We start from the raw sequence: 21428 nt of genomic DNA on the forward strand, positions 1-21428 counted from the left end.
GGCGCGAGTGTGCCCGTTCCCGCCGCGAGAGTGCCCGTTCCCGCCGCGAGAGTGCCCTCCACGATCATGACGGTGCACGCAACGCTCGGCCCTGGTCGTGATGGCCACGCTCGTGCTCGCGATGATTCCGGATGCCTCGGCCCCGGTCGCAGCGGCCGCGCACCACTCGGCGGGGGCCCCGTTCGGACTGGTGGCCGCGGCATCCGCTCTGCTTTTCGGTCTCGTTTCGGTGATCGCCGCCGGGACGCCACATGGTGGTGAGGCCCGCGCTTCCGTCCTCGAACGCGGCCAGCTCATCGCGATGGGCGCGTCGACCGCAGCGATGGGCGTGGCACTCCTCGCCTGAGATCGGGTCACTTCGACAAACTCGGTGAGCGAACGTGGCCCCGGTCGTTGAGCGAGCGCAGCGAGACGAAACGACCCGAACTGGCGCATGATCGACGCATGACCCGCAACTGGACGCCCCTCGCCATCGCCTATCTCGTGCTCGCGATCGCGGGTTTGATCGGCACCTGGTTCTTCAACGCGCTCGCGATCATCCAGCTGCGCGACTTCATCGGCGACCTCGTCTCGAGCGGGCCGGCGGTCTCGTCGATCACGGTCGACCTGCTCGTCGTGGCGATCGCGGGAAGTGTGTTCATCGTCGCCGAGGCGCGCAGGCTCGGGATGCGTCGCGCCTGGCTGTACATCGTCCTGTCCGGGGTGACCGCGTTCGCGTTTACCTTCCCGCTGTTCCTCGCGATGAGACAGCGGCGTCTGACCGCCCGAGTGCTCGAGGCCTGATCGGCGCAGCGGATGCGAATCGTTAGGCTCGTGTGGTGACCGACAATTCCGCCGACTCTGGCAAATCCGCCGAATCCGGCAAGCCCGGCAAGCCCGCCAAGAAACCCCGCACTCCCCCGACGACGTCCCGGATGATCCTCTGGGTGGTCGGTGGAGCGGTCGGCATCTACTGGCTCGGTTCCGGAATCATCGGCCTGATGTCCGGCGGCAGCTGAGGCCCCTAGAAGGCGACCGTTGTCGGATCCAACGCCACGACGCGGTCATCCCCGTCCGCCGGGTCACCCCGTCCGTCGGTGTTGTTCGTGACGATCCAGAGTTCGCCGTTGGGGCCCTCCAGCACCGAGCGCAGACGCCCGTACGTCCCCGCGAGATGCACGGTCGACGCGCTCAGGTCGTCGAGCGGCACGACCCGCAGCGAACGGCCGCGCAGGTTCGCGATGTAGATCGAGTCGTCGATCACCGCGAGTCCGCTGGGACTCGCGGCATCCGTAGGCCACTCCTGAACAGGATCCACGAAGCCCCGATCCGCGCCGCCCGCTCCCTCGACGTCCGGCCATCCGTAGTTCGCCCCCGGCTCGATCAGGTTCAGCTCATCGACGGTGTCCTGCCCGAACTCGCTGGCGAACATCCGCCCGTCGGCCGCCCATCCCAGTCCTTGAACGTTGCGGTGTCCGAGACTGTAGACCGGCGACCCGGCGAACGGGTTGTCGGTGGGAACTCCCCCGTCGGGATCGAGGCGCAGGATCTTGCCCGCGAGGCTGTCCGGGTCTTGTGCCGATCGGGGCACTCCGGCATCCCCGGTCGTGATGTAGAGAGCGCCGTCCGGTCCGAAGGCGATCCGGCCGCCGTTGTGGACCCCGGCCTTCGGGAGCCCGTCGATGACGACATCTGGGGTGCCGAGGCTCAGCGAACCGGGCTCGCCCTGCAGCGCAAACCGCTGTACGCGGTTCCCGTCCTCCGCGGTCGAGTACGCGTACAGCGCGCTCTCGTCGGGAGCCATGGCGAGACCCAACAGGCCGCCCTCGCCTCCGCTCACGACGCCTTCGATCACGCCGATTTCCCGGATGTCTCCGCCGGGAGTGAACTCGAGAATCCGAGCCGAATCTCGTTCCGAAACGAGCGCAGAGTCGCCGATGAGCGCGACCGACCAGGGCGCCGCAAGCCCCGTGACGACGTCTCGTGGGCCCGCCGGCTCGGCGGCGGTAGCACTCGGCGTAGCCGCGACCGAGGGGGTCGACCGTGCGGGCGGTCCGGCAACACATCCGGCGAGCGCAAGTGTGCTCATCGTGACGAAAGCAACAGCGATCATCCCGCGACGCAGAGGCCGCATCGATCGCGTATCGGTGATCGTGGTCACGGGCTTCGGCACCTCCGGTCGCATTCCTCCACGCTAACCCGGGAGTACGCCCGCGCGGCCTGACTGCCAGACTGAGGACGTGACCCAGCGCCTGATGTTGCTCGACACCGCCTCGCTGTATTTTCGCGCCTTCTACGGCGTGCCCGATACGGTCAAGGCGCCCGACGGAACGCCCGTAAACGCCGTCCGCGGGCTGCTCGACATGATCGGCAAGCTCGTCACGACGTATCGGCCGACGCATCTGATCGCGTGCTGGGATGATGACTGGCGTCCGCAGTGGCGAGTTGATCTGATCCCGAGCTACAAAGCGCATCGCGTCGTTCAGATCGTCCCGGGCGGCGCCGATGTCGAAGAAGTGCCCGACCCGCTCGAGGCTCAGATACCACTCATCCGCCGCGCACTCGGAGCCCTCAACATCCCGATCGTCGGCCGCGCCGACCACGAGGCCGACGACATCATCGGTTCCCTCGCGACCCAGGCGACCATGCCCGTAGACATCGTGACCGGTGACCGCGACCTCTTCCAGCTCGTCGACGATGCATCCGACGTCCGGGTGATCTATACCGCACGCGGCATGAGCAACCTCGAGGTCGTGACCGACGCCATCGTCGTCAAAAAGTACGGCGTTCTTCCGGAGCAGTACGCCGATTTCGCGGTCATGAAAGGGGATGCCTCGGATGGGTTGCCCGGGGTCCCCGGCGTCGGCGAGAAGACAGCGGCGACGCTGATCGCCGCGCACGGCGACCTCGCGGGAATCCTCGCCGCGGCGGAAGCGGGTGAGGGAATGTCGGCCGGTGTCCGGGCCAAGCTCCTCGCAGCGCTTCCCTACCTGGCCGTGGCTCCGCAGGTCGTCGGAGTGGTGCGCGACCTCGATCTGGACGACGATCTGCCCGAATCAGGCGGCGAACTGACGTCCCCGACCGAGGAGCAACGCACCGAGACACTCGCGCTCGCCGAAAAATGGGCACTGGGAACCGCGATGGACCGCGCGCTCGCGGCGATCACCGCGATCACCGATTCAGGAAGCGCGCCCACTCGGTAGCCGCGACATCGCGGCGAGCATCAGAACCCCGTACGCGATCGACAACACGAGAAGCAGCACGAGCGCGCCCGTCCACCCGTCATTGACCTCGTGCAGAGCACCCATGACCGGCGCCGCAAGAGCCGCGACGGTGTAGCCCGCGCCCTGAACGAAAGCGGACATCCCGGCTGCCTCGGCATCCGAGCGCGCGACCGCGACGAGTGTCGAGAAGATCACGACGAAACCTCCGGCATGCGCGATCGCGCCGAGGGACGCCCACAGGATGAACTGCGCGGGCGCGACCGGCATCCCGACGGTCAGAGCCAGCCAGCAGGCGCAGATCACGAGCGCGGGCACGATCGGCGCGAAGCGTCGCGCCAACAGGGGAACGACGAACGCGCCGGCGATTGCCACGCCCTGGAACACGGATGCCAGAGTGCCGGCCGTCGTCCGATCAACCCCGAGTTCGTCGCCCAGAATCGTCGGCAGCCACGTCGTCAGGCCGTAGTAGATGGCTGCCTGGCAGGCGAACGTGAAGGCCAGCAGCCACACGATCGGACGACGGAGGATGCCGCTTCGGCGCCCTCCTGGCACGGGGAGTGGTCCCGTCAACGTCTCGATATCGGAAGCGCGACCCTGGGTCCGATTGGCGGCGCCAGCCCAAGGTTCTCCCGAATAGCCGGCGTCCGCGCCGCGAGCCCGCCGCAGGTGCACCGCCCAGAGCAGGATTCCGGAGACGGTCACCACGATCCAAGCGAGGAGCGCCAGCGGCCAGCCGAGCACGCCCGCCAGCGGCGCCGTCGCCAGAGCAGTCAGCAGCGATCCGGCGTTCAACATCGCGACGTACGCCGCCGTTACAGCACTCACCTGCGTGGGCGGCACATCGCGACGGATGATGACGGGCACCACGACGTTTCCGACCGTAATCGCGGCGCCGATGACGAGCGACCCGGCCAGCATCCACCCGAAACCCGGAATCGCACGCACGAGCGTCCCCAGCATCACTCCGACGAGGGTCAGCAGTAGGGCGAGTTCCGCGCCCGCCCGGCGGATGACGAGGGCCGCGACGGGTGTCAACAGGGCGAACATCAGGACAGGCACCGTCGTGAGCAGCCCCGCGCTCGCCGCGCCGATCCCGAGATCGTCCTGGATGTCGCGCAGCACAGGTGTCGGGGCGATGATCGGCCCCCGCAGGCTCAGCGCCGCGACCAGGATTCCGACGACGACGAGCCACGGAAAAGCGCGCCGGGCAGATGAGGCGGCGGGCCCCGTCATCGAATCAGACCTGTCACCGACTCAGTCTAGGCAGCGCGGCCCGGGCATCTAACGTGCCCGTCCCGTCCACTCGCGGAGGCGCGCGAGGGGCCACGTCGTGACGATGCGCTCGGCCGGAACCCCCGCCGCCTCGGCACGTGCGGCACCGTAATCGAGCAGCGACAGTTGACCGGGCGCATGAGCGTCCGAGTCGATCGAGAACAGGCATCCGATTTCCAGCGCGAGTGCCAACAGGTCATCGGGCGGATCCTGGCGCTCAGGACGGGAGTTGATCTCGACGGCAACGCCGCTCGCGGCGCACGCCTCGAACACCGCACGGGCATCGAATGTCGAGGGCGGTCGGGTTCCTCGTGCGCCCTCGACGAGCCGCCCGGTGACGTGGCCAAGCACGTCGACGCGAGGATCGGATGCCGCCGCCACCAGTCGTCGAGTCATCGCCGGCGACTCCATCCGCAGCTTCGAATGAGCCGAAGCGACCACGATGTCGAGCTCGTCGAGCAGCGCGGGCTCTTGGTCGAGTGCGCCATCGTCGAAGATGTCGACTTCGATGCCCGACAAGAGCGTGAACCCCTCGCCCGACATCCCGGCGACAACTGCCAGCTGTTCGCGCAGTCGTCCGGGTGAGAGGCCGTTCGCCACACGCAGTCGGGGTGAGTGATCGGTCAACGCCAGGTACTCGTGCCCCAGGTCGCGCGCGGCCTGCACCATCAGATCGATCGAAGCCAAACCATCCGACCAGTCGCTGTGCGCATGCAGATCACCCTTCAGCGCGGCGCGCACCTCTCCCACGGTGGGGACGTCGTAGCGGGAGCGCAACTCGAGAAGATAGTCCGGGACCTGGCCAGCCATGGCCTGACCGATGACGGCGAGAGACGAATCGCCGATGCCCGCGATCCGCCGCAGACGCGTCGGATCCCGCAGGATCTCATCCGAAAGATCCGCCGCAGCCTCCGCGGCAGAACGAAAAGCCTTGGAGCGGTATCGCGATGCTCGCTCTCGCTCGAGCAGCGTCGCGATCTCGTTGAGGGCGGCTACGGGATCCACGCGATCACCCTACGCCGAGCCCCCGACACCCCCGAAGGCCTCAGCTGAGTTCGCGCGAAACCTCGCCCCAGCGCGCGAGCAGATCCCGGGCCGCACCCGAATCGATAGCGGATGCCGCGCGTTCCCGCTCCTCGGCGAGTCTCTCGACGATCGGGCGCTGAACCTGAGCCGAGTCGTGCGATAGGCGGTACGACACCAGACCGGCTGCCGCGTTGAGGAGGACGATGTCGCGAACGGGGCCCTCCTCCCCCGCAAGGACTCGGTGCACGACCTCCGCGTTGTGCGCAGGGTCGCCACCTTTCAAGTCCGCGATCGCCGCACGCGGGATGCCGAGATCGCGCGGATCGAGATCGTGTTCGTGGATATCTCCCCGGCTGACCTCCCAGATGCGGCTGTGGCCCGTCGTGGTGAGTTCGTCCAGCCCGTCATCGCCGCGGAAGACGAGAGCAGTCGCTCCGCGGGTCTGGAACACACCCGTGATGAGGGGCACGCGATCCAACTGCGCGACGCCGACGGCGTTCGCCTCGGCCCGCGCCGGGTTGCAGAGCGGACCCAAGATGTTGAACACGGTCGGCACGCCGAGTTCGGCTCGCGTCGGTCCCGCGTGCCGAAAGCCGGGGTGGAATGCCGAGGCGAAGACGAAGGTGATCCCGGCTCGCCGCAGGGTTTCGGCGACGGCCTCGGGCGCGAGGGTCAGCGACACACCCAGCGCGCCGAGCACATCCGACGAACCGGAGGAAGAGCTCGCGGCGCGGTTGCCGTGCTTGATGACCGGGACTCCGGATGCGGCAGCCACGATCGATGCCATCGTCGAAACGTTAACGGTTCCGAAACGATCTCCACCCGTGCCCACGATGTCGAGGGCGTCCGAATTGATCTCGAGAGGCATCGCCGCGTCGAGAACCGCGTCGCGGAACCCGACGACCTCGTCGACCGTCTCGCCCTTTGCTCGGAGGGCGACGAGAAACCCCGCGAGCTGCGAGGGGCTCGCCTCGCCCGCCATCACCCGTCCCATGGCCCAGGTGGCCTCCGACACACTGAGGTCACGTCCGGCCAGCAGCGCCGAGATGAGGTCGGGCCAAGTCGTCGCATCCGTCATGACTGCGATCCTAACGATGGGCCGCGCTGACCATTCACACAGCCCGCGCCACGTGCTTTCTTAGGAGATCCTAAGTCTCGATCGGGGCTATCGAAAGGGTGCGCGTGCGATCCTTCGCCCTCACGATCGGACATAATGGACCTGTGACCACCTCTGCGACATATGCCCCGGCAGTGAGGACGATCAAACGTCCGGATCCTGTCGCCGTTGGCACGATCGTGTGGCTCGGTAGCGAGGTCATGTTCTTCGCCGGGCTCTTCGCGATCTACTTCACCCTTCGGAACACCTCTCCCGAGCTGTGGGCCGAAGAGTCCTCATTGCTGAACGTGCCGTTCGCGCTCGGCAACACGATCATCCTGGTGCTGTCCTCCGTGACATGCCAGATGGGTGTGTTCGCCGCTGAGCGCAACCAGCCGTACACGGTGAAGAAGAACACGTTCTGGCAGCGCTGGGGAATGGTCGAGTGGTTCTTCCTCACCTTCGCCCTCGGCGCCATCTTCGTGTCGGGCCAGGTGTGGGAATACGCGCAGCTCGTCGCGGAGGGGATGCCGATCGAGGCGAACTCTTACGCGTCGGCGTTCTACCTCACCACCGGCTTCCACGCCCTGCACGTGACGGGTGGGCTCGTCGCCTTCCTGCTCGTGATCGGCCGCGCCTACGCGGTCAAAAATTTCGGCCACAAAGAGGCCACGAGCGCGATCGTCGTGTCGTACTACTGGCACTTCGTCGACGTCGTGTGGGTCGCCCTGTTCCTCGTGATCTACTTCCTGAAATAGAGCGGAGCCACACCCGAATGCCTCGTGAGAAGAAGCGTCGTTCCGGTCGGCGCAGCCCGCTGGCCGCTGCCGGCCTGATCGGACTGGGTCTCGTTCTGACCGGCGGGCTGTACGCCGGTGCATCCGCCGCCATGGCGTCGACGACCGATACGGCCGCCACACAAACGCTCACCGTCGAAGACGGCAAGAAGCTGTTCCAAGCCAACTGCGCCACCTGCCACGGTCTTGACCTGCAGGGTACGGAAAACGGACCGAGCCTGTATGGCGTCGGCGCCATGGCCGTCGACTTCCAGGTCGCCACGGGTCGTATGCCGCTGCAGATGCAGGGACCGCAGGCCCCGCAGAAGCCGGTTCAGTTCACCGAAGACCAGATCGCCGCAATGTCCGCGTACGTCCAGTCGGTTGCCCCCGGGCCCGAGATCGCTACCGGGCGTGTCCTGGATGGCGAGGGCGATGTCGCACACGGCGCCGAGCTTTTCCGCGTCAACTGCGCCATGTGCCACAACGTTGCCGCAGCCGGTGGCGCGCTGACCGAGGGCAAGTACGCGCCCTCGCTCGACGGTGTCGACCCGCGCCACATCTACGCGGCCATGGTCACCGGCCCCCAGAACATGCCGGTGTTCAACGACATGAACCTCTCGCCCGATGACAAGCGCGACATCATCTCGGCTCTGCTGTGGATGGAAGACAACGCGGGTGCCGGCGGACTGACGCTCGGCTCGCTGGGTCCGGTTTCTGAGGGCCTGTTCATCTGGATCTTCGGGATCGGCGGACTCGTCGCGCTGACCGTGTGGATCACCGCGAAGTCCAACTGACTCGCGCACGCATCGAGAACTTTTAGCACGAGGAGCAGCATGGCAAACGAGATCGAGGCAGCGGAGCACGATCGGGGGCCCCAACCTCCGGCGGGGCTCGCGGTTGCCGTGAGCGATCCCGTACGCAACCCGGGCCTCCCGCCGCACCGCGCGCGCGTGACGGACCAGGATCCCGCGAAGATGCGGCAAGCCGTACGCACCGTCTACTCGCTGTTCTATCTGTCGATCGCCGGCAGCATCTGGGCCGTCGCGGCCTACATGCTGTTTCCGATCGAGGACGGCACGGTCGTCGCGATCCGCAACAACAACCTCTTCATCGGCATCGGCATCGCGCTCGCTTTGCTGGCCATCGGCATCGGGGCCATCCACTGGTCCAAGGCCGTCATGTCCGATACGGAGCACATCGAGGCGCGCCATCTGACGCGTGGCAAGGAATCGACGCGCGCGGCGGCCGTCCAGGCACTCACGGTCGCGAACGAGGAGTCCGGATTCGGACGCCGCACGATGATTCGCAACTCCCTCATCGGCGCCCTGATCGCCTCGGTCGCACCGGGCATCGTCCTCTTCCGCGGACTGGCACCCGAGGGCGAGAACCCCGTCGAGCTCCTGAGCCACACGATGTGGGAACCGGGCATGCGCCTTGCCCGCGACCCCTCCGGCGTTCCCATCAAGGCTTCCGATGTCACGCTCGGCTCTGCTTTCCACGTGATCCCCGAGCCGCTCGCAGAGCTGGGGCACGACGAGGGCTACCTCGAAGAGAAGGCCAAGGCGATCGTGCTGCTGATGCGCATGGAGCCCGAAGAGCTCACCGAGACCGCCGAGCGCGCGTCGTGGTCGTACGACGGCATCGTCGCGTACTCGAAGGTCTGCACACACGTCGGATGCCCCGTCGCGCTGTACGAACAGCACACTCACCACCTGCTCTGCCCCTGCCACCAGTCGCAGTTCGATGTGGCCAACGGCGCCGCGGTCATCTTCGGACCGGCCGCCCGTCCTCTGCCGCAGCTGCCGATCGCGGTGGACGACGAGGGCTACCTCATCGCACAGAGCGACTTCCATGAACCCGTCGGCCCGAGCTTCTGGGAGCGCCATTGAGTACCTCAACCGCAACTGAGGAAAAGAAGGCCCCCCTCGGCGGACGTTTCGTCGGCGGAGCGGCCAACTACATCGACGAGCGCACGAGCGCGTCGGGACTGGTCAAAGAGCTCAGCCGAAAGATCTTCCCCGACCACTGGTCGTTCATGCTCGGTGAGATTGCCCTCTGGAGCTTCGTCGTCGTCCTCCTGTCGGGGACTTTCCTGACGTTCTTCTTCGACGCATCGATGGTCGAGACGCACTACACCGGGGCCTGGGCTCCGATGCGGGGCATCCCCATGTCCGCGGCGATGGAATCCACGCTGGCCATCTCGTTCGACCTGCGTGGCGGTCTGCTCGTCCGCCAGATCCACCACTGGGCCGCGCTGGTCTTCGTGGCCGGTATCGGCGTGCACATGCTCCGCGTGTTCTTCACGGGCGCATTCCGCAAGCCGCGCGAGCTGAACTGGGTCGTCGGATTCATCCTCTTCATCCTGGCTATGGCCGAGGGCTTCACGGGATACTCCCTCCCGGATGACCTGCTCTCGGGCAACGGTCTGCGCATCATCGACGGCATGATCAAGGGCATCCCCCTGATCGGCACGTGGACGTCGTTCCTGCTGTTCGGCGGCGAGTTCCCCGGAACCGCGATCGTCGGACGCCTATACGTGCTGCACATCTTGATCTTGCCGGCGCTCGTGGTGGCCTTGATCGCCGTCCACCTGCTCTTGATGATCATCAACAAGCACACGCAGTTCGCGGGCCCGGGTCGCACGAACGAGAACGTTGTCGGTTACCCGATGGTCCCCGTCTACATGTCGAAGATGGGTGGGTTCTTCTTCATCACGTTCGGTGTGATCGTCTTGATCGCGTCGTTCGTGCAGATCAACCCGATCTGGAACTACGGTCCCTACGACCCCTCCCCCGTTTCCGCCGGTACCCAGCCCGACTGGTACATCGGATTCGCGGACGGCGGTCTGCGCCTCGTTCCCCCGCACCTCGAGTCGGTCTTCTTGGGCCACACCTGGTCGTGGAACATCATCCTGCCGCTGGCCGTGATCGGGATCTTCATCCTGCTCGTCCTGATCTACCCCTTCATCGAGGCGTGGGTCACGGGCGACAAGCGCGAGCACCACATCGCCCAGCGTCCCCGCAACGCGGCGACACGCACGGCGATCGGTGCGGCCGGCGTGACGTTCTACGCGGTCCTGTGGGCCGCGGCATCGTCCGACATCATCGCCACCCACTTCTGGGTCTCGATGGAAGGCGTCATCCACACCCTCCAGGCTCTGCTGATCGTCGGCCCGATCATCGCCTACTTCGTCACGAAGCGCATCTGCATCGCGCTTCAGCGTAAGGACCGCGAGATCGCGCTACACGGCTACGAGTCGGGTCGCATCGTGCGGTTGCCCGGCGGCGAGTTCATCGAGGTGCACCAGCCCGTCGACGAGTACGAGCGCTGGAAGCTCACCTCGCACGAGACGTTCGAGCCGTTGGTCGTGCGCCCGAATTCGCGCGGACAGATTCCCTGGCACGAGAACATGCGCTCCGCGGTCTCGCGGTGGTTCTTCGAGGACCGCTTCGCGCCCCTCACGCAGTCCGAGATTGACGCGGCGGTTGCGCACCAGCACCACGCGCTCGGCCACATCGAGGACGAAGAGATGGCGGAGATCCAGGGCGCTCACGAGCGCGCCGGACACCCGGATGCGCCTCTGCACCCCGACACCACGGGGAACGTGCCCGAGACCGCGGTTCGTCCGACGACGATCGTGGCACCCGACGAGCCCGAAGACGACGGCAAGAAAAAGTAGGACGAGAGTCCGAATCACGGATGCCCCGGCACCGCCCTTCGCGGGTGTGCCGGGGCATTCGCGCTTTCGACACTCTTGCCGCCGCTTCGGCGGACTTCCTGCGTCAGTTGGCAGCTGCGCGTCTCACTCCGCCGCTGTGCTCGCCGTACGGTCGAGGGATGACCGACGCGATCACGTACTTCTCCGCTCGACTTGCCCATGAGACGGACCCTTCCGATGTGTACGCCGCCCAGCGTGCCGGTGAAGATGTGGTCCTCGTCGATGTCCGCGGGGACGAGGCCTGGGCCCAGGGCCGGATCGTCGGCGCCGTACACGTGCCGTATCGCGACATCCCCGAACGCATCGCCGAGTTCGATCCGGCCGTCCCGGTCGTGGTCTACTGCTGGAGTCCCGGATGCAACGCCGGCAGCAAGGGTGCGCTCGCGTTTGCCCAGCTGGGCTACTCCGTCCGGGAGATGATCGGCGGATACGAGTACTGGGTGCGCGAGGGGCAGCCGACGGAGAACGATGAAGGCCCGCTGCCCCGCACGTTCGACCCGCTCACCATGGTCGTGAGGCGCGGCTGATCCAGACTCGTCGCGAGGAGCGGAGTCAGGCGATGGCAACGTCCTCGGCGAAATGGTCAGCCGCCGCGCCGGCGAAAAGCGGCCGCCCGTCAAGAACTTCACCGTCAACGAGATCGCATACGACCGCCGTGACGTTGTCGTGGGTTCCTGCCTCGATGGCCATCGCAACGAGAGCGTTTGCGGCCGTGTCGGCGGCCGTATGCGCGCTCAGCACATCGTTCAGGACATCGTGGGGCAGATAGTCCGAGATGCCGTCGCTGCACAGCAGCCACCGATCTCCGGCGCGCGGCTCTAGCCGGGTCACCGTCAGCGCGTCGCCGTCGCGCGGGTCGCCCTGAAAGGAAGCCGTGACGATATTCCGCCGCGGGTGACGAAGTGCATCCCGGGCCGAGATGGCGCCGGTGTCCACAAGGTGCTGGACCCACGAGTCGTCCCGCGTCTGACGTGACAGGACTCCGCCACGAAGGAGATACCCGCGTGAGTCGCCCACGTGAGCGAGGAAGAGTTCGGTGCCGGACAGGAACAGACCCGTAAACGTGGTCGCCATGCCGGCGACGGAGGGCTCCTCGCGCACCCGCGCTCCGAGGTCTCCGTTAGACCGACCCAACAGGCTGCGCACCCGCGCCACCGACTCGACGGCACGGGACGACGACGCAACCCGATGGATGACGACCGCCGCCGCAATGTCGCCCGCGGGGCCGCCGCCGACGCCGTCCGCAACCGCCGCCGCGTAAGGCGCCACGAACGCAGCGTCCTCGTTGCCGGACCGACGAGGTCCGATGTCAGAGAGGACGGCCGCGCTCAGTGAGAGCGCCATCAATGGGCGAAATAGCCTCGGTAGTACTCGTAGACCCAACCGACGATCGCGACAAGGAAGATGGCGAACCCGATCGGCACCAGCCACGAGCCCACGGCAAGGCCGATGATCGCGACGCCTGCGGAGAATGCGAGCACGATCGGCCACCAGGACCAGGGGCTGAACTCACCGAGCTCGGGGTCTCCGTCGTCGACATCCGAGGTCAGGATGTCTTCGGGCAACTCGCCGCCCTGCGACTTGTGGACGCGCTGCAAGTACCAGGCGACGAGTGCGGCCATCAACGCGCTGAAGACGAGGGCTACCGACCCGACCCACTCGATCGCGTTGTACCAGTTGCGGTCGGGGTAAGCGACGATGTTCCACACGGTGTAGACCACACCGATGAGGAGGAAGAAGGCCGACAGCAGCCACCACAGTCCGACATTCGAACGCACGTTACTTCACCTCTCCGGCCGCAAGATCGACCGTCGGAGCATCGGGGGCATCCTTGGCGGGACCGACACCGACCGGGAGGCCGGCCTCGGGGTGGTTGAGGTCGAATGCGGGGCGCTCGCTCCGGATGCGCGGAATCGACGTGAAATTGTGGCGCGGCGGCGGGCACGAGGTCGCCCACTCGAGCGATGCGCCATAACCCCACGGGTCGTTGACGGTGACCTTGGGGGCCTTGCGCGCCGTGATCCACACGTTGAGGAGGAACGGCAACATCGAGACAGCCAGAATCATTGCACCGATCGTCGAGACCTGGTTCTGCCAGGTCCACCCGTCGGCCTCGGAGTAGTCCGCGTATCGCCGGACCATGCCGTCGACACCCAGCCAGTGCTGGATGAGGAAGGTCATGTGGAACCCGATGAACAGCAGCCAGAAATGCACGTATCCCAGGCGCTCGTTCAGCATCCGCCCCGTGAACTTCGGCCACCAGAAGTAGAAGCCTGCGAACATCGCGAACACGACCGTGCCGAACACCACGTAGTGGAAGTGCGCGACGACAAAGTACGAATCCGACAGGGCGAAGTCAAGCGGCGGCGACGCGAGGATGACGCCGGTGAGACCACCGAAGACGAACGTTATGAGGAATCCGAGCGCGAAGACCATCGGCGTCTCAAAGGTCACCGAGCCGCGCCACATGGTGCCGATCCAGTTGAAGATCTTCACACCCGTGGGAACCGCGATCAACATCGTCATCAACGCGAAGAACGGGAGTAGGACCGAGCCGGTGACATACATGTGGTGCGCCCACACCGCCACCGACAGCGCGGCGATGGCGATGGTCGCGTAGACGAGGGTCTTGTAGCCGAAGATCGGCTTGCGCGAGAAGACCGGGAAGATCTCGGACACGATTCCGAAGAACGGCAGCGCGATGATGTACACCTCGGGGTGACCGAAGAACCAGAACAGGTGCTGCCACAACAGCACGCCACCGTTCGCCGGGTCGTAGATGTGAGCGCCGAGCACACGGTCGGCGGCGGCGGCCAGGATCGCGGCGGCAAGAACCGGGAAGGCCATCAGAACGAGCAGGCTCGTGACGAGGGTGTTCCAGGTGAAGATCGGCATGCGCCACATCGTCATGCCCGGTGCGCGCATCGTGATGATGGTCGTGATGAAGTTCACCGCGCCGAGAATGGTGCCAAAGCCACTCATTCCCAGCCCGAGCATCCAGAGATTACCCCCCACCCCTGGCGAGAACGTCGCGCTCGCGAGTGGTTGATAGGCGAACCATCCGAACGATGCGGCGCCCTGCGGGGTGAGGAAGCCCGACACCGCGATGGTGGAGCCGAAGAGGAAGAGCCAGAACGCGAACGCGTTCAGACGCGGGAACGCGACGTCGGGCGCGCCGATCTGAAGGGGCATGATGACGTTCGCGAAGCCTGCGAAGAGCGGCGTCGCGAACATCAGCAGCATGATCGTGCCGTGCATCGTGAACAGCTGGTTGTACTGCTCCTTGGTCGGGATGACCTGCATACCCGGCGCGAACAACTCGGCACGGATGATGAGAGCCATCACGCCGCCGAGGAGGAAGAAGATGAACGAGGCGATCAGGTACATGTACCCGATGGTCTTGTGGTCAGTGGAGGTGATCCACTTGACGACGATGTTGCCCTTCTGCTCCACGCGCGACGAGCTCAGCAGCGCCGCTTGGCGCGGCGGGAGAGTCGTCGCTCGTCCGGCCTCCTGGAGTGGGAGAGTCGTGGCCACGGTGATCAGCCTTCCTCGGTGCCGACGACGTCGGCTGTATTTCCACCCGTGCCGGGCAGGTTGCTGTTGCGGTCGTAGTCGGTGGTGATGTCACCGGTCTGACCCGCCGCGCGGAGGGAGTCGACGTAGTCCTCGTACTCGTCTTCGCTGACGACCTCGACGTTGAAGAGCATGGCCGAGTGATACTCGCCGCAGAGCTCGGCGCACTTACCGGCGAAGGTGCCCTCACGTGTCGGTGTGAAGGACCAGTAGTTCTCATGCCCGGGATACATGTCCTTCTTGTACAAGAAGTCGATGACCCAGAAGGAGTGGATGACGTCACGCGAGAGAAGCTCGATCTGCACCGTCTTGTTCACGGGGAGAACCAGGGTCGGCAGCGCTGCCTGATCCACGTCGCCGTTCGCCGCGGGGACCGCTTGGACACCCTGAGTCCATACGGCGTCCGAGTTGTCTTCTTCTTCGCCGTTGTACTGGAAGTCCCAGGCCCACTGCTTGCCGATGGCAGAAATCGAGACATCCGGATCTTCGTACTGCGTCTCGAGGATCGTCTGGTCCCGCGCGGTGAACGCGAACAGGCCCAGGACGAGAACGAACGGAACGAGCGTGTAGAAGATCTCGATCGGCATGTTGTACCGAAGCTGGACCGGCAGGCCGGTCTGGCCCTTGCGGCGCCGGTAGGCGACCATCGCGAAGAGCGTCAGGCCCCACGTGATCACACCCACGACGAGCAGGACGATCCAGGAGTTGACCCAGAGACCCGACACCATCTCGGTGCGGTCCGTCGCCTGCACGCCATCGTCCGTGAAGCCCGGGAGATACCCGTTCAACTGGGTAGTCGTACATCCTGCAAGGAGGAATGCTGCCGTAATCCCGACCGGGATAGCGGCCCAGCGGAGGCGGCGTTTGGGGCGCACGATTCACCTTTCGGACGCGGGTGTGATTCGCCCAAGTCTAGGGCAAGCTCACATGCGATTCAGGACACTCACCCAGCGCGCGCACCGATCGTGATGCGCTCGTGAGGCTAGTGGAAGCTGTCACCGCAGGCGCAACTGCCCGCAGCATTGGGGTTGTCGATCGTGAAGCCCTGCTCCGAGATCGTGTCTTTGAAATCGATGGCTGCGCCATCGAGATACGGGACGCTCATGTTGTCGACGATGACCTCGACGCCATCGAAGTCGACGGTCTCGTCGCCGTCGAGATAGCGCTCGTCGAAGTAGAGCTGGTAGATGAGTCCGGAGCATCCGCCGGGCTGAACGGCAACGCGAAGACGCAGGTCGTCGCGACCTTCCTGCTCGAGCAGGCTCTTGACCTTCAAGGCCGCGGCCTCGGTGAGATTGACGCCGTGCGGGCGGGCCTCGGTGGTCGTTTCGTTGGGAACGATCGTGGTGTCTGTCATTGTCAGTCCTCCTGCGCCGAGTCTACCCGCGGCCTCGGTCATCGAGGGCGCGCAACAGCAACGCTTCGCTCAAGATCGCGTGGCGGAACGTCTCCAGATGCAGGGATTCGTTCGGGCTGTGCGCCCGCGAATGCGGGTCCTCGACCCCGGTGACGAGGATCTGCGCTTCGGGGAACTCGCGGACAAGATCCGAGATGAACGGGATACTGCCGCCCACCCCGATGTCGACGGGGTCGACGCCGTATCCCTCGGCGAAAGCATCCCGCACCGCCGCGACGGCCCACCCGGACGTATCGACGAGGAACCCGTCCCCGAGGTCGACGTCTGAGAAGGTCAGCTCGGCCCCGAACGGCGCGTTCGCGCGCAGGTGCGACTCGAGAGCGGCATAGGCATCGGAGGCCTTCTGGCCCGGTGTCACGCGGGCGCTGATCACGACCGAGACCTCGGGCGAGAGGGTGTTCGAGGCCGCTTCGACGCTCGTGAAGTCGGTGCCGATGACCGTGATCGCGGGACGATTCCAGATCCGCGACAGGATGTCTCCGGCACCGGCCGGCGAGACCCCCGGAAGAAGTCCGGCCTCTTCACGCAGAGTGCTCTCGGAATAGTCCGGCGTGTCCGCCTCACGCACCGTCATCCCGTCGACGGCGACCGTGCCGTCCGCATCCCACAGCGTCGACAGCAGCTTGATCGTGGCGAGCATCGCATCGGGCACGGCTCCGCCGAACATTCCGGAGTGCGAAGCGTGGTCGAGGGTTCGGACGCGCATCGTGAACCGCGCGTTGCCTCGCAGTGACACGGTCAGTGCTGGAGTGTCGGAATCCCAGTTTCCCGAATCGGCGACCACGATCACGTCCGCGCGGAGGGCATCGCGATTGTCCGCGAGGAACTGTGCGAAGGAGCGGGACCCGTACTCCTCCTCACCCTCGACGAAGAGGACGACACCGAGCTCGAGCTCACCCTCCGTGCCCGCCCGCAGCGCCCGGAGCGCCGCGATGTGCGCCATGATGCCGGCTTTGTCGTCGGCCGCGCCGCGCCCGTACAGGCGTCCGTCGCGAACGGTCGGTTCGAACGGCGGCGAGTCCCAGAGCGCGTCATCGCCCGGGGGCTGGACGTCGTGGTGGGCGTAGAGAAGCACCGTCGGGGCATTCCCGCGTGCTGCCCGCGCGGCCAGGACTGCGGGCTGACCTACCTCATCCGTTCCGGGGATGGCGGCGCGCAGGATCCGCACCTCATCGAACACTCCCGTGTCCTCGGCGAGGCGCGCGACCGCACTCGCGCTCCGCTCGAGCTGGGTCTGATCGAACGCGGGCCAAGCGATGCCCGGAATACGCACGAGGGCGCCCAGGTCGGCGAGTGCCGGAGCGATTCCATCCTCGACAGCGGTACGGAGTGGGGACGAGGGGACTTCCGATGCGTGCATGCGGGTAATCTTATGGGCGAGTACAACTCCGCCGACCTGCAAGGAAACATCGTGGCCAACTCCCCCGCCCCCGTGCCGAGCGACGAGGATTCCGCCGCGGTCGGTGCCGGAAAGGGGCGCGCCACCCCGACGCGCTCCGAGCGTGAGGCGATGCGTCGACGCCCCCTCGTGGCCGACACGAAAGAGGCCAAGCAGCGTGCCCGCGCCGAACTCGCGGCGAAGCGCGATCAGGCTCGCGCCGGTATGGCCAAGGGAGACGAACGCTACCTCCCCGCCCGCGACAAGGGGCCGCAGCGCAAGTTCCTGCGCGACTACGTCGACGGAGGATGGCACCTCGCCGAGTTCGTGATGCCGGCCATGATCGTCGTCATCCTGCTGACCTTCATCCAGAACACCTACATCCAGTACTACGCCTTCATCGCACTGTGGGGCTTCATCCTGCTCGTCGTCCTCGACATGGTTCTGACGGGGTGGCGCGCCAAGCGAGCCATCCGCACCAAGTTCGGTGCCGACAAGCTCGAGCGCGGCACCGCCTGGTACGCGGCGATGCGTTCGATGCAGATGCGCTTCCTGCGTCTGCCGAAGCCGCAGGTGCGTCGCGGCGGCAAGCCCATCGCCTGACCCGCCCCCGCTCTCGCGCGGCGATCAGCCGCGAGCGAGAGCGCGGTTGATCTGTCGGGCCCAGAACGGGCCGCGGTAAAGAAACGCGGTATAGCCCTGCACGAGGGTGGCCCCCGCGTCCAAGCGCTCACGCACATCCGCGCCGCTCTCGACGCCGCCGACCGAGATCACGCAGAACTCGGCGGGGACCGATGCTCGGACGACGCGAAGTACTTCGAGCGAGCGATCACGCAACGGTGCCCCCGAGAGCCCGCCCGCGCCCGCAGCCTCGACGACAGTGGGGTCGGTCCGGAGGCCCGCACGCGAGAGCGTCGTGTTGGTGGCGATGAGTCCGTCGAGCCCGAGCTCGACCGCGAGAAGTGCGATCGCCCGCACCTCTTCGTCGTCGAGGTCCGGGGCGATCTTCACGAGCAGCGGTGTGGTGCCCGCCGCATCCTTGACCGCGCGCAGCAACGGCGCGAGCGTCTCCACGGCCTGCAGGGTGCGCAGGCCCGGCGTGTTCGGCGACGAGACATTCACGGCGAGGTAGTCGGCGAGCGGCGCCAGGCGCGTCGCACTGCGCACATAATCGGCCGTCGCATCCGCGACATCGACGACTCGGCTCTTTCCGATGTTGATGCCGATCACCGGTCGGTCGTGACGCCGGCGGAGCTTCGCGATGCGAGCGGCTGCCGCATCCGCTCCCCCGTTGTTGAATCCCATGCGGTTGATCACAGCTCGATCCGGGATGAGTCGAAACAGGCGCGGGCGGGGGTTGCCGTCCTGCGGGATCGCCGTCAGTGTGCCGACCTCAACATGCCCGAAGCCGAGCGCGCCGAGCCCGAGAACCCCGACCGCGTCCTTGTCGAACCCGGCGGCGACACCGAAAGGCGAGGGAAAGTCGATGCCGAGAGCTCGCGTCCGAAGCGTTGGCGCGGGGCGTGTCACTCGGCGGACCAGAGCGGAGAACGGAGTAACACCCGCGGCACGCACGACCCGCATCCCGAGGTGATGCGCCGTCTCGGGGTCGAACCTCGAGAGCACGACGGAGAAAAGAAGGCGGTACATCCCGCCCCCCTCTGACTCACGCACGAGGCACGTCGCCGTCGAACCCCGGAGCCGCGACGCGATCCGCGCGCAGATCGTCGATTGCCGTCTCGAAATCGTCGAGCGACTCGAAGGCCTGATAAACACTCGCGAACCGCAGATAGGCGACCATGTCGAGGGCTCGGAGCGGACCCAGAATCGCCAGCCCGATCTCGTTCGTGTCCACCTGGGACGCGCCCGTCTGCCGCACTGCTTCTTCGACCTTCTGCGCGAGCATGGCGAGATCCGCCTCGGTCACGGGGCGACCCTGGCACGCCTTACGCACACCCGACATGACCTTCTCGCGACTGAACGGCTCGATGACCCCGGACCGCTTGATGACATTGAGGCTCGCGGTCTCGATCGTCGAAAATCGACCACCGCATTCGGGGCATTGCCGGCGACGACGAATCGAGAGCCCGTCATCGCTCGTGCGCGAATCGATCACGCGAGAGTCGGGATGCCGACAGAAGGGGCAGTGCATATCTCGTGGTCCTCGCTAAAGGCGGAGTCGTTGAATGGCAGCTTCAGATCGTGGATGCTTCGGAGTCTGCTGCGACCGGCGCGAAGCGCGCGGTCACGGCCTCACCGTGCGCGGGCAGGGCCTCGGCTTCGGCCAGCGCGACGATCGCGTCGGCCACGCCGGCCAGCGCATCACGGTCGTACGCGATGATCTGCTGCGCCCGCAAGAACGTCTGCGCTCCGAGCCCGGCCGCGTAGCGCGCCTGACCTCCGGTGGGCAGAACGTGATTGCTTCCCGCGAGATAGTCCCCAAGGCTCACGGGCGAGTTCGGTCCCAGGAAGATCGCACCCGCATTGGTCAACTCGGGCAACAGCCCCTCGGGGTCGCGCGTCTGGACCTCGAGGTGCTCCGGAGCGTAGGCGTTGCTGAACGCCACCGCAGCAACCAGATCGTCCACCAGCACGATCGCGGACTGTGTGCCCGCGAGTGCCGTACGCACCCGCTCCGCGTGCCGCGTGCGCGATGCGACATCCTGCACCGCCGCGCGGACGGCCTCGGCCAGGTCGGCCGAATCCGTCACGAGCACTGCTCCGGCCTGTTCGTCGTGCTCGGCCTGACTGACCAGATCAGCCGCAACCAGTGCCGCGTCGGCCGAATCGTCGGCGATCACGAGGATCTCGGTCGCACCCGCCTCGGAGTCGGTACCGACGACGCCCGCGACGTGACGCTTCGCCGCGGCGACGTAGTTGTTGCCGGGGCCCGTGACCACGTCGACCGGTTCGAGAGCGATGTCCGCAACGCCGTAGGCGAGCGCAGCGATCGCGCCCGCACCACCGATCGCGTAGACCTCATCCACGCCGAGCAGACCCGCCGCCGCAAGAATTGTCGGGTGCACCTTGCCGTCACTGCGTTGGGCGGGCGAAGCGAGCGCCACGGCGCTGACTCCGGCGACCTGGGCGGGGACGACGTTCATGACGACGCTGGACGGATAAACCGCCTTGCCGCCCGGCACATAGACGCCGACGCGGCGGACCGGCTGCCAGCGCTGGGTGACGCGTGCCCCGGGAGCGAGTTCGGTGACGACCGGAGGCGGGACCTGCGCCGCCGACGCGCGCCGAACGTTCTCGATGGCGCGTTCGAGCGCATCTCGCACATCGGCATCGAGTCCGTCGACCGCCGCGTCGATATCGGCGCGCGGAACCCGGAGCGTGTGTCCGGTGACACCATCGAACTTCTCGGCCTGCTCGCGCAGGGCGGCTTCGCCGCGGTCACGGACGTCGGCGACGAGTTCGCCAGCGACGCGCAAAGCGTTGTCGCGTGCTTCGGTCGCGCGCGGGACGAGGGCCGCGGCATCGCTCGCGGCAGTGCCGCGGAGGTCGATCGTGCGCATCCTCCCAGGCTACCCGGCGGATCAGCCCCGGGTGACGCCCGAGACGTCGTAGAGCACGCCGACGCGCCCGTCCTCGTGCTGCACGACGAAGCTCGATCCGCGATCCGCGATCACGAGTGCCCACGCCGTCGGCCCGATCCGGAACAACGCGGCCCCGGTGCGCTCGTCGACCACGTCGCGCTCGACCGGCGACAGCGCCCAGAAGGGGCGCGAAGCCGCTGCGGGTGCCGCATCCGTCACCGGCTGCGCGCCGGTGTCCGTCGCTCCGCGCGCGTACGCCGGGGTCGGGCTCCAGCCGCCGGTGTCGACAACGCCCGTGTCACCCGTGGACGGCTCGGCGTCGTCCACCGCATACGAGCCGATCGGGTAGGCGCCGGTGGCCTGCGCGGCCCCATCCCCCGAAACGGGAGCGTAGGACTCCGGCGTCGGCTCGGGGCGGGGG

General features: G+C 66.7%; 23 protein-coding genes and 1 pseudogene. 10 read left to right on the forward strand and 14 right to left on the reverse strand.

Annotation, left to right across the window (positions count from 1 at the left end; genetic code table 11):
• Window positions 1-97 precede the first annotated feature (97 nt).
• The 3 genes from MIC448_RS05395 (at window position 98) to MIC448_RS05405 (ending at window position 998) form a co-directional block, all read left to right on the forward strand.
• The gene (locus MIC448_RS05395) at window positions 98-346 is read left to right on the forward strand and encodes a hypothetical protein (protein ID WP_144237986.1); all 249 of its coding nucleotides are present in this window, start codon (window positions 98-100) and stop codon (window positions 344-346) included.
• A 98-nt stretch (window positions 347-444) separates the two neighbouring features.
• Entirely contained in the window at window positions 445-783 is a 339-nt protein-coding gene (locus MIC448_RS05400) for a DUF2834 domain-containing protein (protein ID WP_036297110.1), read from the forward strand.
• A 35-nt stretch (window positions 784-818) separates the two neighbouring features.
• Window positions 819-998 carry a hypothetical protein gene (locus tag MIC448_RS05405; RefSeq protein WP_144237987.1) on the forward strand — a complete coding sequence of 60 codons (180 nt, stop codon included), beginning with the start codon at window positions 819-821 and terminating at the stop codon, window positions 996-998.
• A gap of 5 nt (window positions 999-1003) precedes the next feature.
• On the opposite strand, the gene MIC448_RS05410 is transcribed toward MIC448_RS05405, so the two are convergent.
• Window positions 1004-2164, reverse strand: a complete 1161-nt coding sequence (locus MIC448_RS05410) for a sorbosone dehydrogenase family protein (protein ID WP_232711487.1) — start codon at window positions 2162-2164, stop codon at window positions 1004-1006.
• 55 nt (window positions 2165-2219) lie between these two features.
• Between MIC448_RS05410 and MIC448_RS05415 the strand changes: the two genes are divergently transcribed.
• Window positions 2220-3182 carry a 5'-3' exonuclease gene (locus MIC448_RS05415; protein WP_100813075.1) on the forward strand — a complete coding sequence of 321 codons (963 nt, stop codon included), beginning with the start codon at window positions 2220-2222 and terminating at the stop codon, window positions 3180-3182.
• On the opposite strand, the gene MIC448_RS05420 is transcribed toward MIC448_RS05415, so the two are convergent.
• Genes MIC448_RS05420 through trpD form a run of 3 tightly spaced genes read right to left on the reverse strand, consistent with a single transcriptional unit; the run spans window position 3159 to window position 6579 of the window.
• Window positions 3159-4436 carry a CynX/NimT family MFS transporter gene (locus MIC448_RS05420; protein ID WP_036297114.1) on the reverse strand — a complete coding sequence of 426 codons (1278 nt, stop codon included), beginning with the start codon at window positions 4434-4436 and terminating at the stop codon, window positions 3159-3161. The two genes, MIC448_RS05415 and MIC448_RS05420, sit on opposite strands and share 24 nt — an antisense overlap.
• 48 nt (window positions 4437-4484) lie before the next feature.
• The gene (locus MIC448_RS05425) at window positions 4485-5480 is read right to left on the reverse strand and encodes a PHP domain-containing protein (protein ID WP_036297115.1); all 996 of its coding nucleotides are present in this window, start codon (window positions 5478-5480) and stop codon (window positions 4485-4487) included.
• Window positions 5481-5520: 40 nt separating this feature from the next.
• Window positions 5521-6579 (reverse strand): anthranilate phosphoribosyltransferase, encoded by a 1059-nt coding sequence (trpD, locus tag MIC448_RS05430; RefSeq protein WP_036297117.1) that lies wholly within the window; start codon window positions 6577-6579, stop codon window positions 5521-5523.
• Between the two features lie 143 nt (window positions 6580-6722).
• Here trpD and MIC448_RS05435 point away from each other — a divergent pair, with 143 nt between their 5' ends.
• The 5 genes from MIC448_RS05435 to MIC448_RS05455 all read left to right on the forward strand — a co-directional run bounded on the left by MIC448_RS05435 (window position 6723) and on the right by MIC448_RS05455 (window position 11621).
• Window positions 6723-7355 (forward strand): heme-copper oxidase subunit III, encoded by a 633-nt coding sequence (locus MIC448_RS05435; protein WP_144237988.1) that lies wholly within the window; start codon window positions 6723-6725, stop codon window positions 7353-7355.
• 17 nt (window positions 7356-7372) lie between these two features.
• Entirely contained in the window at window positions 7373-8170 is a 798-nt protein-coding gene (locus tag MIC448_RS05440) for a c-type cytochrome (RefSeq protein ID WP_036297118.1), read from the forward strand.
• Between the two features lie 39 nt (window positions 8171-8209).
• On the forward strand, window positions 8210-9265 hold the full coding sequence (locus MIC448_RS05445) for a ubiquinol-cytochrome c reductase iron-sulfur subunit (RefSeq protein ID WP_036297120.1): 1056 nt from the start codon (window positions 8210-8212) through the stop codon (window positions 9263-9265).
• Window positions 9262-11055: a cytochrome bc complex cytochrome b subunit gene (locus MIC448_RS05450; RefSeq protein WP_036297122.1), complete on the forward strand. Its 1794-nt coding sequence runs from the start codon at window positions 9262-9264 to the stop codon at window positions 11053-11055. The genes MIC448_RS05445 and MIC448_RS05450 overlap by 4 nt, the downstream gene beginning before the upstream one ends.
• Before the next feature lie 158 nt (window positions 11056-11213).
• A complete protein-coding gene (locus tag MIC448_RS05455; protein ID WP_036297124.1) occupies window positions 11214-11621 on the forward strand; it encodes a rhodanese-like domain-containing protein in 408 nt (135 codons plus the stop codon).
• 25 nt (window positions 11622-11646) lie between these two features.
• Here MIC448_RS05455 and MIC448_RS05460 read toward each other — a convergent pair whose 3' ends face one another.
• From MIC448_RS05460 to MIC448_RS05485, 6 genes are all read right to left on the reverse strand, one after another.
• Window positions 11647-12438 (reverse strand): PP2C family serine/threonine-protein phosphatase, encoded by a 792-nt coding sequence (locus MIC448_RS05460; protein ID WP_036297126.1) that lies wholly within the window; start codon window positions 12436-12438, stop codon window positions 11647-11649.
• Window positions 12438-12872 (reverse strand): cytochrome c oxidase subunit 4, encoded by a 435-nt coding sequence (locus tag MIC448_RS05465; RefSeq protein ID WP_036297128.1) that lies wholly within the window; start codon window positions 12870-12872, stop codon window positions 12438-12440. Before MIC448_RS05465 ends, MIC448_RS05460 begins: the two co-directional genes overlap by 1 nt.
• 1 nt (window position 12873) lies before the next feature.
• Complete coding sequence (gene ctaD, locus MIC448_RS05470) at window positions 12874-14631, reverse strand: cytochrome c oxidase subunit I (protein WP_036297130.1); 1758 nt, start codon at window positions 14629-14631, stop codon at window positions 12874-12876.
• Window positions 14632-14636: 5 nt separating this feature from the next.
• Window positions 14637-15545, reverse strand: coding sequence for a cytochrome c oxidase subunit II (gene coxB / locus MIC448_RS05475; protein ID WP_036297132.1), 909 nt, complete (start codon window positions 15543-15545; stop codon window positions 14637-14639).
• A gap of 107 nt (window positions 15546-15652) precedes the next feature.
• Complete coding sequence (gene erpA, locus MIC448_RS05480) at window positions 15653-16027, reverse strand: iron-sulfur cluster insertion protein ErpA (protein ID WP_036297134.1); 375 nt, start codon at window positions 16025-16027, stop codon at window positions 15653-15655.
• A gap of 22 nt (window positions 16028-16049) precedes the next feature.
• Complete coding sequence (locus MIC448_RS05485) at window positions 16050-17447, reverse strand: dipeptidase (RefSeq protein WP_036297136.1); 1398 nt, start codon at window positions 17445-17447, stop codon at window positions 16050-16052.
• Window positions 17448-17498: 51 nt separating this feature from the next.
• Between MIC448_RS05485 and MIC448_RS05490 the strand changes: the two genes are divergently transcribed.
• A complete protein-coding gene (locus MIC448_RS05490; protein WP_036297148.1) occupies window positions 17499-18068 on the forward strand; it encodes a DUF3043 domain-containing protein in 570 nt (189 codons plus the stop codon).
• A gap of 24 nt (window positions 18069-18092) precedes the next feature.
• On the opposite strand, the gene MIC448_RS05495 is transcribed toward MIC448_RS05490, so the two are convergent.
• The 4 genes and pseudogenes from MIC448_RS05495 to MIC448_RS16370 form a co-directional block, all read right to left on the reverse strand.
• On the reverse strand, window positions 18093-19115 hold the full coding sequence (locus MIC448_RS05495; RefSeq protein ID WP_036297138.1) for a quinone-dependent dihydroorotate dehydrogenase: 1023 nt from the start codon (window positions 19113-19115) through the stop codon (window positions 18093-18095).
• 16 nt (window positions 19116-19131) lie between these two features.
• Window positions 19132-19617: a transcriptional regulator NrdR gene (gene nrdR / locus MIC448_RS05500; RefSeq protein WP_051513196.1), complete on the reverse strand. Its 486-nt coding sequence runs from the start codon at window positions 19615-19617 to the stop codon at window positions 19132-19134.
• 43 nt (window positions 19618-19660) lie between these two features.
• Window positions 19661-20986 (reverse strand): histidinol dehydrogenase, encoded by a 1326-nt coding sequence (hisD, locus tag MIC448_RS05505; protein WP_036297140.1) that lies wholly within the window; start codon window positions 20984-20986, stop codon window positions 19661-19663.
• A 21-nt stretch (window positions 20987-21007) separates the two neighbouring features.
• Window positions 21008-21428: pseudogene (locus MIC448_RS16370) on the reverse strand (hypothetical protein); the annotation flags it as partial.

It is taken from the genome of Microbacterium sp. C448, from assembly GCF_000582705.2.
In the GTDB taxonomy this organism is placed as follows: domain Bacteria; phylum Actinomycetota; class Actinomycetes; order Actinomycetales; family Microbacteriaceae; genus Microbacterium; species Microbacterium lacus_A.